This is a genomic window from Vibrio artabrorum (assembly GCF_024347295.1).
GTDB classification, from domain to species: Bacteria; Pseudomonadota; Gammaproteobacteria; order Enterobacterales; family Vibrionaceae; genus Vibrio; species Vibrio artabrorum.
Map to the genome: position 1 here is coordinate 26,873 of NZ_AP025458.1, position 17,940 is coordinate 44,812.

The 17,940-nt window shown below is 46.9% G+C and carries 6 protein-coding genes, 5 tRNA genes and 5 rRNA genes; 11 read left to right on the forward strand and 5 right to left on the reverse strand.

Translation table 11 applies throughout. The annotated features are described in order from the left end of the window. Nucleotides 1–363: 363 nt before the first annotated feature. From OCU36_RS00110 to OCU36_RS00155, 10 genes are all read left to right on the forward strand, one after another. Nucleotides 364–3,257, forward strand: a 23S ribosomal RNA gene (locus OCU36_RS00110). A gap of 135 nt (nt 3,258–3,392) precedes the next feature. Beyond that, nucleotides 3,393–3,508, forward strand: a 5S ribosomal RNA gene (gene rrf / locus OCU36_RS00115). A 397-nt stretch (nt 3,509–3,905) separates the two neighbouring features. Beyond that, a 16S ribosomal RNA gene (locus OCU36_RS00120) occupies nt 3,906–5,460 on the forward strand. Between the two features lie 121 nt (nt 5,461–5,581). Continuing rightward, nucleotides 5,582–5,657 (forward strand) — tRNA-Glu (locus OCU36_RS00125). A gap of 2 nt (nt 5,658–5,659) precedes the next feature. Then, nucleotides 5,660–5,735 (forward strand) — tRNA-Lys (locus tag OCU36_RS00130). A 25-nt stretch (nt 5,736–5,760) separates the two neighbouring features. After that, nucleotides 5,761–5,836: transfer RNA gene (locus OCU36_RS00135), tRNA-Val, on the forward strand. A 404-nt stretch (nt 5,837–6,240) separates the two neighbouring features. Beyond that, nucleotides 6,241–9,134, forward strand: a 23S ribosomal RNA gene (locus OCU36_RS00140). A gap of 135 nt (nt 9,135–9,269) precedes the next feature. Then, a 5S ribosomal RNA gene (rrf, locus tag OCU36_RS00145) occupies nt 9,270–9,385 on the forward strand. Together the 16S, 23S and 5S rRNA genes with 5 tRNA genes alongside form the textbook arrangement of a ribosomal RNA operon. Nucleotides 9,386–9,452: 67 nt before the next feature. After that, a tRNA-Asp gene (locus OCU36_RS00150) sits at nt 9,453–9,529 on the forward strand. A gap of 60 nt (nt 9,530–9,589) precedes the next feature. Beyond that, nucleotides 9,590–9,666, forward strand: a tRNA-Trp gene (locus OCU36_RS00155). A gap of 49 nt (nt 9,667–9,715) precedes the next feature. Here OCU36_RS00155 and ilvY read toward each other — a convergent pair. Then, entirely contained in the window at nt 9,716–10,606 is an 891-nt protein-coding gene (gene ilvY / locus OCU36_RS00160; RefSeq protein ID WP_261838513.1) for an HTH-type transcriptional activator IlvY, read from the reverse strand. 144 nt (nt 10,607–10,750) lie between these two features. Here ilvY and ilvC point away from each other — a divergent pair, with 144 nt between their 5' ends. Continuing rightward, on the forward strand, nt 10,751–12,235 hold the full coding sequence (gene ilvC, locus OCU36_RS00165; RefSeq protein ID WP_261838514.1) for a ketol-acid reductoisomerase: 1,485 nt from the start codon (nt 10,751–10,753) through the stop codon (nt 12,233–12,235). A gap of 466 nt (nt 12,236–12,701) precedes the next feature. Here the strand turns inward: ilvC and ubiK are convergent, their stop codons facing one another. From ubiK to OCU36_RS00185, 4 genes are all read right to left on the reverse strand, one after another. Further along, nucleotides 12,702–12,953 (reverse strand): ubiquinone biosynthesis accessory factor UbiK, encoded by a 252-nt coding sequence (ubiK, locus tag OCU36_RS00170; protein ID WP_261838515.1) that lies wholly within the window; start codon nt 12,951–12,953, stop codon nt 12,702–12,704. Nucleotides 12,954–13,071: 118 nt separating this feature from the next. Next, nucleotides 13,072–16,194 (reverse strand): multidrug efflux RND transporter permease subunit, encoded by a 3,123-nt coding sequence (locus OCU36_RS00175; protein WP_261838516.1) that lies wholly within the window; start codon nt 16,192–16,194, stop codon nt 13,072–13,074. 11 nt (nt 16,195–16,205) lie between these two features. Then, the gene (locus OCU36_RS00180) at nt 16,206–17,312 is read right to left on the reverse strand and encodes an efflux RND transporter periplasmic adaptor subunit (RefSeq protein WP_261838517.1); all 1,107 of its coding nucleotides are present in this window, start codon (nt 17,310–17,312) and stop codon (nt 16,206–16,208) included. Nucleotides 17,313–17,330: 18 nt separating this feature from the next. Beyond that, a complete protein-coding gene (locus OCU36_RS00185; protein ID WP_261838518.1) occupies nt 17,331–17,912 on the reverse strand; it encodes a TetR/AcrR family transcriptional regulator in 582 nt (193 codons plus the stop codon). Nucleotides 17,913–17,940 lie beyond the last annotated feature (28 nt).

The window sequence follows — 17,940 nt, forward strand, 5'->3', positions numbered from 1 at the left end:
CACACAGATTGATGGTTTAGATTTAGTTAAAGCCAGAGCTTTAATTAATAACGTAAGTTATTGATTAAAGCTTTTTGCTTTATGCTCTTTAACAATTTGGAAAGCTGACTGATTGATTACTTACGAGTAATTCAATCAAATTTAAAAGTTCTCAATGTTTATCTTTCATTAGATAAACACAACAAACACATTCAAGTGTCTTGTATTTGATTCAAACTTGTTTGAATCACAATTGAGTCCGGCAAACAGTTATTAAGAATTAACCCTTCTTAATGACAACCAAAAACCTTGGTTGCTTTTTGTCTTCACTTTTTGAAAGTGAAAGCAAATTTGTATCATACACAAGACCCTTTCGGGTTGTATGGTTAAGTGACTAAGCGTACACGGTGGATGCCTTGGCAGTCAGAGGCGATGAAAGGCGTAATAACTTGCGATAAGCCCAGATTAGGTAGTAATAACCTTTTGAGTCTGGGATTCCTGAATGGGGAAACCCACTTACATAAGTAAGTATCCTGTTGTGAATACATAGCAACAGGAGGCAAACCGGGGGAACTGAAACATCTAAGTACCCCGAGGAAGAGAAATCAACCGAGATTCCGAAAGTAGCGGCGAGCGAAATTGGATTAGCCCTTAAGCTTTTAATGATGCAGGTGAAGAGTCTGGAAAGTCTCGCAGTAAAGGGTGATAGCCCCGTAACCGACACATCATAATCAGTGAAAACGAGTAGGGCGGGACACGTGATATCCTGTCTGAATATGGGGGGACCATCCTCCAAGGCTAAATACTACTGACTGACCGATAGTGAACCAGTACCGTGAGGGAAAGGCGAAAAGAACCCCTGTGAGGGGAGTGAAATAGAACCTGAAACCGTGTACGTACAAGCAGTAGGAGCACCTTCGTGGTGTGACTGCGTACCTTTTGTATAATGGGTCAGCGACTTAATTTTAGTAGCAAGGTTAACCGTTTAGGGGAGCCGTAGGGAAACCGAGTCTTAACTGGGCGTACAGTTGCTAGGATTAGACCCGAAACCAGGTGATCTAGCCATGGGCAGGTTGAAGGTTGAGTAACATCAACTGGAGGACCGAACCGACTAATGTTGAAAAATTAGCGGATGACTTGTGGCTAGGGGTGAAAGGCCAATCAAACCTGGAGATAGCTGGTTCTCCCCGAAAGCTATTTAGGTAGCGCCTCGGACGAATACTACTGGGGGTAGAGCACTGTTAAGGCTAGGGGGTCATCCCGACTTACCAACCCTTTGCAAACTCCGAATACCAGTAAGTACTATCCGGGAGACACACGGCGGGTGCTAACGTCCGTCGTGGAGAGGGAAACAACCCAGACCGCCAGCTAAGGTCCCAAAGTATAGCTAAGTGGGAAACGATGTGGGAAGGCTCAGACAGCCAGGATGTTGGCTTAGAAGCAGCCATCATTTAAAGAAAGCGTAATAGCTCACTGGTCGAGTCGGCCTGCGCGGAAGATGTAACGGGGCTAAGCTATACACCGAAGCTGCGGCTACGTACCTTAGGGTGCGTGGGGTAGGGGAGCGTTCTGTAAGCCGTTGAAGGTGGTCTGTAAGGGCTGCTGGAGGTATCAGAAGTGCGAATGCTGACATGAGTAACGATAAAGGGAGTGAAAAACTCCCTCGCCGGAAGACCAAGGGTTCCTGTCCAACGTTAATCGGGGCAGGGTAAGTCGACTCCTAAGGCGAGGCCGAAAGGCGTAGTCGATGGGAAACGGGTTAATATTCCCGTACTTCTTACAATTGCGATGGGGGGACGGAGAAGGCTAGGTGGGCCTGGCGACGGTTGTCCAGGTTCAAGTACGTAGGCGGGTGGTTTAGGTAAATCCGGACCGCTACTAACGCTGAGATACGATGTCGAGCTACTACGGTAGTGAAGTCATTGATGCCATGCTTCCAGGAAAAGCCTCTAAGCTTCAGATTGTAAGGAATCGTACCCCAAACCGACACAGGTGGTCGGGTAGAGAATACCAAGGCGCTTGAGAGAACTCGGGTGAAGGAACTAGGCAAAATGGTACCGTAACTTCGGGAGAAGGTACGCTCTTATCAGTGAAGTCCCTTGCGGATGGAGCAGACGAGAGTCGCAGATACCAGGTGGCTGCAACTGTTTATTAAAAACACAGCACTGTGCAAAATCGTAAGATGACGTATACGGTGTGACGCCTGCCCGGTGCCGGAAGGTTAATTGATGGGGTTAGACTTCGGTCGAAGCTCTTGATCGAAGCCCCGGTAAACGGCGGCCGTAACTATAACGGTCCTAAGGTAGCGAAATTCCTTGTCGGGTAAGTTCCGACCTGCACGAATGGCGTAATGATGGCCACGCTGTCTCCACCCGAGACTCAGTGAAATTGAAATCGCTGTGAAGATGCAGTGTACCCGCGGCTAGACGGAAAGACCCCGTGAACCTTTACTACAGCTTGGCACTGAACATTGAACCTACATGTGTAGGATAGGTGGGAGACTTTGAAACCGCGTCGCTAGATGTGGTGGAGTCGTCCTTGAAATACCACCCTTGTAGTTTTGATGTTCTAACGTTGGCCCCTGAATCGGGGTTACGGACAGTGCCTGGTGGGTAGTTTGACTGGGGCGGTCTCCTCCCAAAGAGTAACGGAGGAGCACGAAGGTGGGCTAAACACGGTTGGACATCGTGTGGTTAGTGCAATGGCATAAGCCCGCTTGACTGCGAGAATGACAATTCGAGCAGGTGCGAAAGCAGGTCATAGTGATCCGGTGGTTCTGAATGGAAGGGCCATCGCTCAACGGATAAAAGGTACTCCGGGGATAACAGGCTGATACCGCCCAAGAGTTCATATCGACGGCGGTGTTTGGCACCTCGATGTCGGCTCATCACATCCTGGGGCTGAAGTCGGTCCCAAGGGTATGGCTGTTCGCCATTTAAAGTGGTACGCGAGCTGGGTTTAGAACGTCGTGAGACAGTTCGGTCCCTATCTGCCGTGGGCGTTGGAAAATTGAAAGGGGCTGCTCCTAGTACGAGAGGACCGGAGTGGACGAACCTCTGGTGTTCGGGTTGTCATGCCAATGGCATTGCCCGGTAGCTAAGTTCGGAATCGATAACCGCTGAAAGCATCTAAGCGGGAAGCGAGCCTTGAGATGAGTTTTCCCTGGCACTATAAGTGTCCTAAAGGGTTGTCGTAGACTACGACGTTGATAGGCAGGGTGTGTAAGTGCTGCGAGGCATTGAGCTAACCTGTACTAATTGCCCGTGAGGCTTAACCATACAACACCCAAGGGGTTTTGTGGACTCAAAGAAAGACCAGACCTTGAATGCGTTTGAAGAGATAGACTTTTAAATCAGTTTTCCAGATTATTTTGCCTTCAGTTTTTAAAAAACTGAAAGTAAAAGCAAAATTTGCTTGGCGACCATAGCATTGTGGACCCACCTGATTCCATGCCGAACTCAGAAGTGAAACACAATAGCGCCGATGGTAGTGTGGGGCTTCCCCATGTGAGAGTAGGACATCGCCAGGCTTTAATTTCGACTTATCTCGAAAGAGATGAGTCAACATAGTTTTCTGAGTAAAAACTTAGAATATTATGTTGACTTTCAAAGTGGAAAGCGTATTATACGCGTCCTGCTTAAGTGCTAAGGCACTGAAAGCGTTCTCTTTTTAGAGAACAAGCTCTTTAACAATTTAAACCTATCAATCTGTGTGGGCACTCGTTGATGAATATCAAAACGTTTTATCATTAGATAAAACAGATTCTTCGGAATCAAAATTGATTTCAATGAACTGAGTGACCAATCGAGATTAAGTTTACTTAGTCTTGGCACAGTCAATTCATTATCATTCTGTTGGAATGATAATAGCTTTAGAATTACTTTTTGTAGTTTTGAAGTCAGTATTCGTTGAGTCGACAAAATCTTAAATTGAAGAGTTTGATCATGGCTCAGATTGAACGCTGGCGGCAGGCCTAACACATGCAAGTCGAGCGGAAACGACACTAACAATCCTTCGGGTGCGTTAATGGGCGTCGAGCGGCGGACGGGTGAGTAATGCCTAGGAAATTGCCTTGATGTGGGGGATAACCATTGGAAACGATGGCTAATACCGCATAATGCCTACGGGCCAAAGAGGGGGACCTTCGGGCCTCTCGCGTCAAGATATGCCTAGGTGGGATTAGCTAGTTGGTGAGGTAATGGCTCACCAAGGCGACGATCCCTAGCTGGTCTGAGAGGATGATCAGCCACACTGGAACTGAGACACGGTCCAGACTCCTACGGGAGGCAGCAGTGGGGAATATTGCACAATGGGCGCAAGCCTGATGCAGCCATGCCGCGTGTATGAAGAAGGCCTTCGGGTTGTAAAGTACTTTCAGTTGTGAGGAAGGGGGTAGTGTTAATAGCGCTATCTCTTGACGTTAGCAACAGAAGAAGCACCGGCTAACTCCGTGCCAGCAGCCGCGGTAATACGGAGGGTGCGAGCGTTAATCGGAATTACTGGGCGTAAAGCGCATGCAGGTGGTTCATTAAGTCAGATGTGAAAGCCCGGGGCTCAACCTCGGAACTGCATTTGAAACTGGTGAACTAGAGTACTGTAGAGGGGGGTAGAATTTCAGGTGTAGCGGTGAAATGCGTAGAGATCTGAAGGAATACCAGTGGCGAAGGCGGCCCCCTGGACAGATACTGACACTCAGATGCGAAAGCGTGGGGAGCAAACAGGATTAGATACCCTGGTAGTCCACGCCGTAAACGATGTCTACTTGGAGGTTGTGGCCTTGAGCCGTGGCTTTCGGAGCTAACGCGTTAAGTAGACCGCCTGGGGAGTACGGTCGCAAGATTAAAACTCAAATGAATTGACGGGGGCCCGCACAAGCGGTGGAGCATGTGGTTTAATTCGATGCAACGCGAAGAACCTTACCTACTCTTGACATCCAGAGAAGCCAGTGGAGACACAGGTGTGCCTTCGGGAGCTCTGAGACAGGTGCTGCATGGCTGTCGTCAGCTCGTGTTGTGAAATGTTGGGTTAAGTCCCGCAACGAGCGCAACCCTTATCCTTGTTTGCCAGCGAGTAATGTCGGGAACTCCAGGGAGACTGCCGGTGATAAACCGGAGGAAGGTGGGGACGACGTCAAGTCATCATGGCCCTTACGAGTAGGGCTACACACGTGCTACAATGGCGCATACAGAGGGCAGCAAGCTAGCGATAGTGAGCGAATCCCAAAAAGTGCGTCGTAGTCCGGATTGGAGTCTGCAACTCGACTCCATGAAGTCGGAATCGCTAGTAATCGTGAATCAGAATGTCACGGTGAATACGTTCCCGGGCCTTGTACACACCGCCCGTCACACCATGGGAGTGGGCTGCAAAAGAAGTGGGTAGTTTAACCTTTCGGGGAGGACGCTCACCACTTTGTGGTTCATGACTGGGGTGAAGTCGTAACAAGGTAGCCCTAGGGGAACCTGGGGCTGGATCACCTCCTTATACGAAGATACCACGATGAGTGTCCACACAGATTGATTAGGTTTAGAAAAGCAAAGAGATGAAGAACTCCCAAGTTCTTCGAAGTTTGTTTCTGCTTTTAAAGTGGAGATAAATTAGCAGTGTCCCGTTCGTCTAGAGGCCTAGGACACCGCCCTTTCACGGCGGTAACAGGGGTTCGACTCCCCTACGGGATACCATTGGGTCGTTAGCTCAGTTGGTAGAGCAGTTGACTTTTAATCAATTGGTCGCAGGTTCGAATCCTGCACGACCCACCATTTCCTCCCAAGGAAATAAAATTTGGGGCGATTAGCTCAGTTGGGAGAGCACCTGCCTTACAAGCAGGGGGTCACTGGTTCGAGCCCGGTATCGCCCACCATTCTCTAAATATTCTTGGTTATCATCATATCCAAACCACTTCTTTTGTTGTTGGTTGGTGTCTTTGACGGTGAGAATCTTTAGAAAATGTGAATTTTAGAACACTGATTCTTAAAATCTCATGCTCTTTAACAATTTGGAAAGCTGACTGATTAACTGACTTACGAGTTATGTTAATCAAATTTAAAAGTTCTCAATGTTTATCTTTCATTAGATAGACACAACAAACACATTCAAGTGTCTTGTATTCGATTCAAACTTGTTTGAATCACAATTGAGTCCGGCAAACAGTCATTGAGAATTAACCCTTCTTAATGACAACCAAAAACCTTGGTTGCTTTTTGTCTTCACTTTTTAAAAGTGAAAGCAAATTTGTATCATACACAAGACCCTTTCGGGTTGTATGGTTAAGTGACTAAGCGTACACGGTGGATGCCTTGGCAGTCAGAGGCGATGAAAGGCGTAATAACTTGCGATAAGCCCAGATTAGGTAGTAATAACCTTTTGAGTCTGGGATTCCTGAATGGGGAAACCCACGTGCATAAGTACGTATCCTGTTGTGAATACATAGCAACAGGAGGCAAACCGGGGGAACTGAAACATCTAAGTACCCCGAGGAAGAGAAATCAACCGAGATTCCGAAAGTAGCGGCGAGCGAAATTGGATTAGCCCTTAAGCTTTTAATGATGCAGGTGAAGAGTCTGGAAAGTCTCGCAGTAAAGGGTGATAGCCCCGTAACCGACACATCATAATCAGTGAAAACGAGTAGGGCGGGACACGTGATATCCTGTCTGAATATGGGGGGACCATCCTCCAAGGCTAAATACTACTGACTGACCGATAGTGAACCAGTACCGTGAGGGAAAGGCGAAAAGAACCCCTGTGAGGGGAGTGAAATAGAACCTGAAACCGTGTACGTACAAGCAGTAGGAGCACCTTCGTGGTGTGACTGCGTACCTTTTGTATAATGGGTCAGCGACTTAATTTTAGTAGCAAGGTTAACCGTTTAGGGGAGCCGTAGGGAAACCGAGTCTTAACTGGGCGTACAGTTGCTAGGATTAGACCCGAAACCAGGTGATCTAGCCATGGGCAGGTTGAAGGTTGAGTAACATCAACTGGAGGACCGAACCGACTAATGTTGAAAAATTAGCGGATGACTTGTGGCTAGGGGTGAAAGGCCAATCAAACCTGGAGATAGCTGGTTCTCCCCGAAAGCTATTTAGGTAGCGCCTCGGACGAATACTACTGGGGGTAGAGCACTGTTAAGGCTAGGGGGTCATCCCGACTTACCAACCCTTTGCAAACTCCGAATACCAGTAAGTACTATCCGGGAGACACACGGCGGGTGCTAACGTCCGTCGTGGAGAGGGAAACAACCCAGACCGCCAGCTAAGGTCCCAAAGTATAGCTAAGTGGGAAACGATGTGGGAAGGCTCAGACAGCCAGGATGTTGGCTTAGAAGCAGCCATCATTTAAAGAAAGCGTAATAGCTCACTGGTCGAGTCGGCCTGCGCGGAAGATGTAACGGGGCTAAGCTATACACCGAAGCTGCGGCTATGTACCTTAGGGTATGTGGGGTAGGGGAGCGTTCTGTAAGCCGTTGAAGGTGGTCTGTAAGGGCTGCTGGAGGTATCAGAAGTGCGAATGCTGACATGAGTAACGATAAAGGGAGTGAAAAACTCCCTCGCCGGAAGACCAAGGGTTCCTGTCCAACGTTAATCGGGGCAGGGTAAGTCGACTCCTAAGGCGAGGCCGAAAGGCGTAGTCGATGGGAAACGGGTTAATATTCCCGTACTTCTTACAATTGCGATGGGGGGACGGAGAAGGCTAGGTGGGCCTGGCGACGGTTGTCCAGGTTCAAGTACGTAGGCGGGTGGTTTAGGTAAATCCGGACCGCTACTAACGCTGAGATACGATGTCGAGCTACTACGGTAGTGAAGTCATTGATGCCATGCTTCCAGGAAAAGCCTCTAAGCTTCAGATTGTAAGGAATCGTACCCCAAACCGACACAGGTGGTCGGGTAGAGAATACCAAGGCGCTTGAGAGAACTCGGGTGAAGGAACTAGGCAAAATGGTACCGTAACTTCGGGAGAAGGTACGCTCTTATCAGTGAAGTCCCTTGCGGATGGAGCAGACGAGAGTCGCAGATACCAGGTGGCTGCAACTGTTTATTAAAAACACAGCACTGTGCAAAATCGTAAGATGACGTATACGGTGTGACGCCTGCCCGGTGCCGGAAGGTTAATTGATGGGGTTAGACTTCGGTCGAAGCTCTTGATCGAAGCCCCGGTAAACGGCGGCCGTAACTATAACGGTCCTAAGGTAGCGAAATTCCTTGTCGGGTAAGTTCCGACCTGCACGAATGGCGTAATGATGGCCACGCTGTCTCCACCCGAGACTCAGTGAAATTGAAATCGCTGTGAAGATGCAGTGTACCCGCGGCTAGACGGAAAGACCCCGTGAACCTTTACTACAGCTTGGCACTGAACATTGAACCTACATGTGTAGGATAGGTGGGAGACTATGAAACCGCGTCGCTAGATGTGGTGGAGTCGTCCTTGAAATACCACCCTTGTAGTTTTGATGTTCTAACGTTGGCCCCTGAATCGGGGTTACGGACAGTGCCTGGTGGGTAGTTTGACTGGGGCGGTCTCCTCCCAAAGAGTAACGGAGGAGCACGAAGGTGGGCTAAACACGGTTGGACATCGTGTGGTTAGTGCAATGGCATAAGCCCGCTTGACTGCGAGAATGACAATTCGAGCAGGTGCGAAAGCAGGTCATAGTGATCCGGTGGTTCTGAATGGAAGGGCCATCGCTCAACGGATAAAAGGTACTCCGGGGATAACAGGCTGATACCGCCCAAGAGTTCATATCGACGGCGGTGTTTGGCACCTCGATGTCGGCTCATCACATCCTGGGGCTGAAGTCGGTCCCAAGGGTATGGCTGTTCGCCATTTAAAGTGGTACGCGAGCTGGGTTTAGAACGTCGTGAGACAGTTCGGTCCCTATCTGCCGTGGGCGTTGGAAAATTGAAAGGGGCTGCTCCTAGTACGAGAGGACCGGAGTGGACGAACCTCTGGTGTTCGGGTTGTCATGCCAATGGCATTGCCCGGTAGCTAAGTTCGGAATCGATAACCGCTGAAAGCATCTAAGCGGGAAGCGAGCCTTGAGATGAGTTTTCCCTGGCACTATAAGTGTCCTAAAGGGTTGTCGTAGACTACGACGTTGATAGGCAGGGTGTGTAAGTGCTGCGAGGCATTGAGCTAACCTGTACTAATTGCCCGTGAGGCTTAACCATACAACACCCAAGGGGTTTTGTGGGCTCAATAGAAAGACAGACCTTGAATGCGTTTGAAGAGATAGACTTTTAAATCAGTTTTCCAGATTATTTTGCCTTCAGTTTTTAAAAAACTGAAAGTAAAAGCAAAATTTGCTTGGCGACCATAGCATTGTGGACCCACCTGATTCCATGCCGAACTCAGAAGTGAAACACAATAGCGCCGATGGTAGTGTGGGGCTTCCCCATGTGAGAGTAGGACATCGCCAGGCTTTAAATTAAATCTTTAGGTTGACCGACCTGGAGATATGGACGCTCACTTAGTGAGTTGACCACTGCGGAGTGGTAGTTCAGTTGGTTAGAATACCGGCCTGTCACGCCGGGGGTCGCGGGTTCGAGTCCCGTCCACTCCGCCACTTATTCGATAACCTCGCCTAGTGCGAGGTTTTTTCGAATCTGAAGTAATAAAAAGTTTTAGGGGTGTAGCTCCAATTGGCAGAGCAGCGGATTCCAAATCCGCGTGTTGGGAGTTCGAATCTCTCCACCCCTGCCATATTTAAGGCTCTAGCAGAAATGCTAGAGCCTTTTTGCTTTAATTGGTATTAGTCCGGAAGGTATTTACCTTTAGCGACCTGCCAAAATGCTCGAATTAACGGATTTTCTAATTGCGATCGCTTACAGCACACCCCCAATTCAAACGGCTTGATTGGCTCTATTTTTAAGCGATCGACTTTGTCTCTCACAGGACTATTGTTGATGACGACATCTGGCGCGATACCAACCCCACAACCAAGAGCAACCATACTTACGATCGCCTCATGGCCTGCAACTTGCGTATATATATTGGGCTTTATCTTCATTTTTTTAAACCATGCATTGGCACGTTCACGTGCAGTACCGGCTTCAGGAATAATAAAAGGCACTTCATTCCAGTTTGGTTTATCAGATTGCAGTTGTTGGCTAAAGCTACTCACACCAGATGGGATGATGACTGACAGTGGAATATCGCTGATGGTCTCGAATTCTAACCTTGAAGGAAGGATGTCTGGTTTTGCAGAGATAGCGATATCCGCTTCATCGTTTAATATCTTGTCGATGGATTGAGCTGGATCGCCAGTAGAGAGTTTAAATTCAATATATGGATGTATGACCCTGAATTCTGTTATGAGTTCAGGTAGGTGGCTGTAGCTCGCTGTGACAGAACAAAATATACGGATATCACCTTTAAGTTCTTGCTCTCCCCCCTTCAGATGAAGATTGTATTGCTGCCACTCGCCGACGATGCTCAATGCAACAGGCAATAAATGTTTACCTGCTGGAGTAAGATCAACACTGCGGTTATCTCTGATAAGCAATTCTTGCCCTGTTTCCTCTTCAAGCTTTTGTATTTGGCGACTCAGCGCTGAAGGACTGACGTGCATAGCGGCAGCGGTTTTACTGAAACTTTTGCTATCACATAAATGTATAAATAATTGTAGAGATTTTATGTTCATATCCTGTTACCGCTCCCACGTTGCATTTATTGCAATAACTAATTGTGAATATATCACTTTCAGCAACAGAATGTCTGTTTTAGTATGAAGTCATTCGATAGAGAGATATCGACCTTACGGACTTATTTTTAAAGGAGCGCCCTGATGGCTAACTATTTCAATACATTAAACCTACGCGAGCAGCTCGACCAACTAGGTCGTTGTCGTTTCATGGACCGCAGCGAGTTCGCAACAGAAGCGGATTACCTAAAAGGTAAGAAAGTCGTTATCGTTGGTTGTGGTGCTCAGGGCCTAAACCAAGGTCTAAACATGCGTGACTCTGGCCTAAACGTAGCGTACGCACTACGTCAGGCTGCGATTGACGAGCAGCGTCAGTCTTACAAGAACGCAAAGGAAAACGGTTTTGAAGTAGCAAGCTACGAAACGCTAATTCCAGAAGCAGATCTAGTCATCAACCTGACTCCAGACAAGCAGCACACTAACGTTGTAGAAACGGTTATGCCGCTAATGAAGCAAGGCGCTGCACTAGGTTACTCTCACGGTTTCAATGTAGTTGAAGAAGGCATGCAAATCCGTAAAGACCTAACGGTTGTAATGGTTGCGCCTAAATGTCCAGGTACAGAAGTACGAGAAGAGTACAAGCGTGGTTTCGGTGTACCTACACTTATCGCAGTTCACCCAGAAAATGACCCTAAAGGCGAAGGTTGGGATATCGCTAAAGCTTGGGCTGCAGGTACTGGTGGTCACCGTGCTGGTTGCCTAGAGTCTTCTTTTGTCGCGGAAGTTAAATCTGACCTTATGGGTGAGCAAACTATCCTTTGTGGCATGCTACAAGCAGGTTCTATCGTATCTTACGAAAAGATGATTGCTGACGGTATCGAACCTGGCTACGCAGGCAAGCTTCTACAATACGGTTGGGAAACGATCACTGAAGCACTTAAGTTTGGTGGCGTAACTCACATGATGGATCGTCTATCTAACCCAGCTAAAGTTAAAGCGTTTGAGCTTTCTGAAGAGCTTAAAGACCTAATGCGTCCGCTTTACAACAAGCACATGGACGACATTATCTCTGGTCACTTCTCTAGCACTATGATGGCTGACTGGGCTAACGATGATGTGAACCTACTAGGCTGGCGTGAAGAGACAGGCGAAACGGCATTCGAAAATTACCCGGCTTCTGATGTGGAAATTTCAGAGCAAGAGTACTTCGACAACGGCATTCTACTCGTTGCTATGGTTCGTGCTGGTGTTGAGTTAGCGTTCGAAGCTATGACGGCATCAGGCATCATCGATGAGTCTGCTTACTACGAGTCACTGCACGAGCTACCACTAATCGCAAACACAGTAGCACGTAAGCGTCTGTACGAAATGAACGTAGTCATCTCAGATACAGCAGAGTACGGTAACTACCTATTTGCTAACGTAGCTACGCCACTACTGCGTGAGAAGTTCATGCCTTCAGTAAATACTGACGTTATCGGCCGCGGTTTAGGTGAAACATCTAACCAAGTAGATAATGCGACACTAATCGCAGTGAATGAAGCTATCCGTAACCACCCAGTTGAGTACATTGGTGAAGAGCTACGTGGTTACATGACAGACATGAAAAATATCGCGGTAGGCGGCTAATTACTTGCCTTAAGGTTCCATTTCGGTGTCGAAGGTGCTCATTTACTATCGTAAACTCCGTGCCTTCTCCTAGAAATGCAACCTTAATTCTGCGTAATTGCATTAAAGCAAAGCAGTAAGAACTCCAGGTAGACTGGGGTCAATAAATACAAAATAAAACACAACATCTAATTAAAAGGCTTGGTCGCCGTTGACCAAGCCTTTTTGTTTTTGGGTAGAGTTTTATGCCCTTCGAGAGGTAAACCGTCATTCCCTAGACTGACGAAGGAAGGAGTAGGGAATCTCTAACGGTTCTTCGCTCATTGTATAAGATCCCCAACTCTCTCGTTCCTCGCTCTTGAGGGTGACAGTAATAAAAACAAAGAGTTGTCACTGTCTACACCCCTCTATCTTCCTCCCAAAGTATTCGCATATAAAAAGGGCCGACGTTTTCACGTCAGCCCCCAGGGTTATCTCGCTTTTCAGCTTACTTATCAGCAAGCTTAGCTTCTAGTTCAACGAGCTTTTGTTCCATCTCTGTTAGCTTCTGACGTGTGCGCAACAGTACTTGAGTTTGAACATCAAACTCTTCACGGCTGACAACGTCTAACTTGTTTAGCTGCCCTTGGATTACTTGGCGAACTTTTTGGTCTACGTCTGAACCCAGTTCTTTAACTGGCTGAGGCATAGAGTCGTGGATCTGCTTAGCAATTTGCTCTAGTTTTTTTGGATCAAACATATCGATTAAAACTCCTGACTATTTATCACTATTCTATTTAATCAGATTAGAGATGTCGCCTATCGTGTATCAAAAAGGCCACCGACGTGACCTTTTTGATGGTTTTACGATTTAGCGATTACTTATTATCAGCTAATTCTCTGTGTGCTGCTTTTGCTTCATCGATGCGAGCTAGTTTTTCTAGGTCTTTGTCTTCAACAAATACAGGTAGAGGTTTGTGTTTTTCAGCCAAGTAGCTGTAAATTACTGGCAGTACAAATAGCGTGAAGAGAGTACCAATCGCGAGACCAGCAACGATTACGATACCAATACTAAAGCGCTGAGCTGCACCCGCACCGCTTGCGTACATCAGTGGAATTAGACCCGCGATCATCGCCGCTGTTGTCATCAGGATTGGACGAAGACGAACCTTCGCGGCTTCCATTACTGCTTCGATACGAGTTTTGTGATGATGCAACTGTTCCTCTTTTGCAACTTCACAGATCAAGATACCGTGCTTGGTAATCAGGCCGACCAAAGTGATCAAGCCTACTTGTGAGTAGATGTTCATCGTTGCCGCCCCCCAAGCTAGAGCGATTAAGGCACCACAAATCGCCAGTGGTACAGATACCATGATAACCAATGGATCTTTCAGAGATTCGAATTGAATCGCTAGAACCAAGAAGATGATAGCCAGTGCTAGGCCAAAGGTCGCGTAAAGTGCGCTACCTTCAGTTACGTATTGACGTGCTTCACCCATGTAATCGTGATTGTAGCCACTTGGTAACTTGCTTGCCGCCGTGTTTTCAAACCATGTAATCGCATCTCCCATTGCAACGCCTGGTGCTGGTACAGCTCCAATGGTAGCTGAATTCAATTGGTTGAAGTGAGGAAGAGAACGAGGCTCTGCTACAACATCAATGGTAATCAAACTGCCGAGTGGAACGGCTTTACCATCAGCAGCGCGTACGTAGTAGTTATTCATCGACTCTGGGTTTAAACGGAATTTACGTTCAACCTGAGGGATTACCTCATAAGAGCGACCATTCAAGTCGATACGGTTTACGTAGCCATCTGACATCATGGTACCCAAGGTGATACCGATATCTTGCATGGTCACGCCGTATGCGCCCGCTTTATCTTTGTCGATGTGTACTTTCATCGTTGCTGAGTCGTAGTTCAAATCGAGGTTTGAGTATACGAACAGTGGGTTTGTCGCTACGTCCGTTAAAATGTCAGTCGTGATTTGGAATAAACTCTCAAAACTGTTTGGTGTTGTAATAACAAACTGAATTGGAAGACCCGAGCCCGCACCTGGTAACTCTGGCATTTGGAATGCAGTTACCGCCATTCCGGGAATATCTTTCACCAAAGTACCGACTCGGTTTGCTGCCTCTGATTGACTTGTTTCACGTTCACTCCAAGGCACCATCGATGCGATACCAAATGCTTGGTTTGCACTAGGTACACCAGTGAATACCTGCGCGTAAGCAACTTCTGGTTGATCAGAGAGAATTTTGTTTACGTCATTCATGGTATTTTGCATGAAGTCTAAGTTCGCATTCGATGGCGCAGTACCCATCAGCATGATCACACCTTTATCTTCTGAAGGCGCTAATTCACTTGGGATGAACTTGAACAACAACGGCAAACTTGCAAATACGATGATAGCAAAACCAATAAATACAGGACGATGTTGCATTACTGCACCAAGCATACGTTCGTAACGGTTAGTCATGCCATTCAGCACGCTATGAACTTTCTGCTCAAACTTGCTTGGCTCAGCGTGAGCTTTCAGCATTTTTGAGCACATCATTGGCGATAGTGTCAGTGCAACGATGCCCGATACGAAAACCGAACCGGCTAGGGTTAACGCAAACTCTTTAAATAGTGAACCTGTAATCCCTCCCATCATCGCAATCGGAGCGTATACCGCACCGAGTGTGAGTGTCATGGCGATAACCGGCACTGCAATTTCTCGGGTACCGATAATCGCGGCACGGAAAGGGGATTCCCCGAGCTTGATATGCCGGTCGACGTTCTCAAGTACAACGATCGCATCATCAACTACCAGGCCAATGGCGAGTACCATTGCCAGTAATGTCATCAGGTTCCAAGAGAAGCCCATTGCTTGCATTACCATAGCCACACCAATCAAAGATAGAGGGATAGTAACGATAGGGATCAGTACCGCTCGGAATGAACCTAAGAACAAGGTAATTACGATCAGTACGATCAAAGCAGCTTCAAGGATGGTTTTGATAACCTCATGAATAGACTCATTAATCGCTATGGTCGAATCGTACATTACGTTCATTGAGATGTTACTTGGGAGGTTCTTCTCTAATTGAGGAAGAAGTTCAAGGACATCGGCTGCAATGTTAATTGGATTCGCACTTGGTGCCGCATTGATAGCAGCAACCACCGCTTCCTTGCCGTTGGCACTCGCTCGGTAAACATCATGACTTTTCTCTAAAGAGACTTTAGCGATGTCAGAAAGGCGAATAATCTCACCTTCACCACTTCTAACGACGAGGTTCTCTAGCTCTTCAGTATTAGATACTTGCGTATCGGCACTGCCGTTATAAAGAACAAACTCACCTGTCGCTTGACCTGTTGCAGATTGGTAGTTATTGGCGTTCAATACCGACATCACATCGGTAGCTGTCAGGTTAACCGCCGCCATTTTTGACGGATCTAACCACACGCGTAATGCGTATTTCATACCGCCATAAAGGTCAACTTTAGATACACCATTTACCGTAAAGAGTTGTGGGTTGATAACACGCTCTAGATAATCGGTAATTTGGCTCGAAACTAGCTCATCACTAGTGAAACCGATATAAAGAACCGCCGTCGTTGAACCGGTAGACATGGTTACGGTTGGATCTTCAGCTTCTTTAGGTAGCTGAGAACGTACCGAGTTTGTCTTGGCCAGTATGTCAGACAGCGCCGCATTTGGGTCGGTGTTCAACTTCATGTTTACGGTAATCGTAGATTTACCTAATACAGAAGAAGACGTCATATAGTCGATGTTATCCGCTTGAGCGACAGCCTGTTCGAGGGGCTGCGTGATAAAACCTTGGATAAGATCGGCACTTGCACCGTAATAACCAGTTGAGACTGTCACCACGGTATTCGTCATTTCAGGGTATTCACGCACCTGCATTTTGAAGATTGCTTGTAAGCCAAGCAGCGCAATCAAAAAGCTGATGGATACCGCTAGAACTGGACGTTTAATAAAAACATCAGTAAAGCGCATTGTGCCTCCAGTTACAGCTTAGGTGTTTTAGACGGTGGAGTGATTGCATCACTTTCAACAATCTTAACTTTGGCACCGTTACTTAGGCGTACTTGGCCAGAAGTTACCACCATATCGCCAGCTTTCACGCCTTCAAGGATATGTGCAATATCAGCGGTACGTTCACCGACTTTGACAACATGTTGAGTCACTCGTTGAACGCCGTCTTCTTCAGTCAGGATATAAACATTGTCACCGTATAGAGTGAAAGTAATTGCTGTTTGAGGCAGAGTTACTTGGTTCTCTAGTTTCGGCAAAATGATGTTAGCACGAGCGAACATGCCGCTACGAAGTTTTCCATCACTGTTCGGAATGTCTGCTTGAACTTGAATAAGACCACTTTGGATGCTGACAGCGGGTTCAATGGCACTGATAGAGCCTTCAAACGGAGTTTCTGGGTAAGCATCAACAAAAATGTCGATAGCTTGCCCAACATTAATACGAGATATGTCATTTTGAGAAACGGTGAAGCGCAGGCGCATGACGCTGGTATCTTCTAAACGAACGATATCGGTACCTGATTGTAGATATTGACCTAGGTATACATTTCGGATACCAACAGTACCATCAAATGGCGCGCGAATTTCGCGACGCTCAATCGACGCTTTTAGGCTCTCAATATCAGCAGAGAGAGAGAAGTAGTTCGCTTCAGCTTCATCATACGCTTCTTTAGAGATTGAGCCTTTCTTGAACAAGCCTTGGTAACGTTGATATTTCGCTTTCGCAGCCGGTAGTCGGGCTTGAGTACTCTTTATGTTCGCTTTTTCTACGTCAGAATCAAGACGTACTAATTGTTGTCCACTCTTAACGTCGGTACCAGATTCAAAAGAGATTTGGTCAATCACGCCACTCGTTTCGTTTGCCAGAGTGACACCTTGGTTGGGTTCGATGAAGCCGATTACTTCAATCACCGGTACCCAATCGATAGGCTGAACTTCCGTTACCGTGACTGGAAATTCTGGTTCAGGGCGGTTGGCCATATACTCAGCAATTTTTTGTTGTTTGAACATGTTAAACCCAATAACGCTGCCGAAAAGCAGTACTGCGATGAGTAACATGAAGAAAGTCCACTTTTTCATTATGGTCAAAACCCCATTCTAGTGTTTAATTATTGCATCCCAACTGGCTTCGATTGCAGCTTCTAGTGCTGCCTCATCAAGTTGGTAATATCCTAAAGAATGCTTTCGCGCTAGAGAAACACTAGCCACTAAGCTCAAGCCACCTAATACTTCATTATCAAGTGGTTTAAACAACCCTTGTTCTTTACCCTCATCAAATAACCGCTCAACTTGGGCAAACATTTTACGTTCTAGTTCCCTGAAGTTCGTGCCATTTCTAATGGGTAAAGAGTCATACTGAATCCTATTTTTTATCGCAGCTAAGTTTGTTCCCGCTAAGTTCCATATGTTTAACCACATAGTACGGTAGCGCTGCTTGATTGGATCTGAATTATTAACCCCCTCTTGAACGGCGTCGGCTACTTGTTGAGTGACCAACACTCGAACATCTTCGATCAAGTGATCCTTATCATCGAAGTAGCGGTAGATCGTGCCTGCTGCTACTCCTGCTTCTTTCGCTAATTTCTGCATTGAAAGACCTTGGAAGCCGACCTCTGCAATGAGCTTTTCAGCGGCAGAAAGTATTTGTTGGCGTTTATCCTGAGGTATATGAGTTGTCATTTTTCAATTGCCAGTGAATGAACGTTCA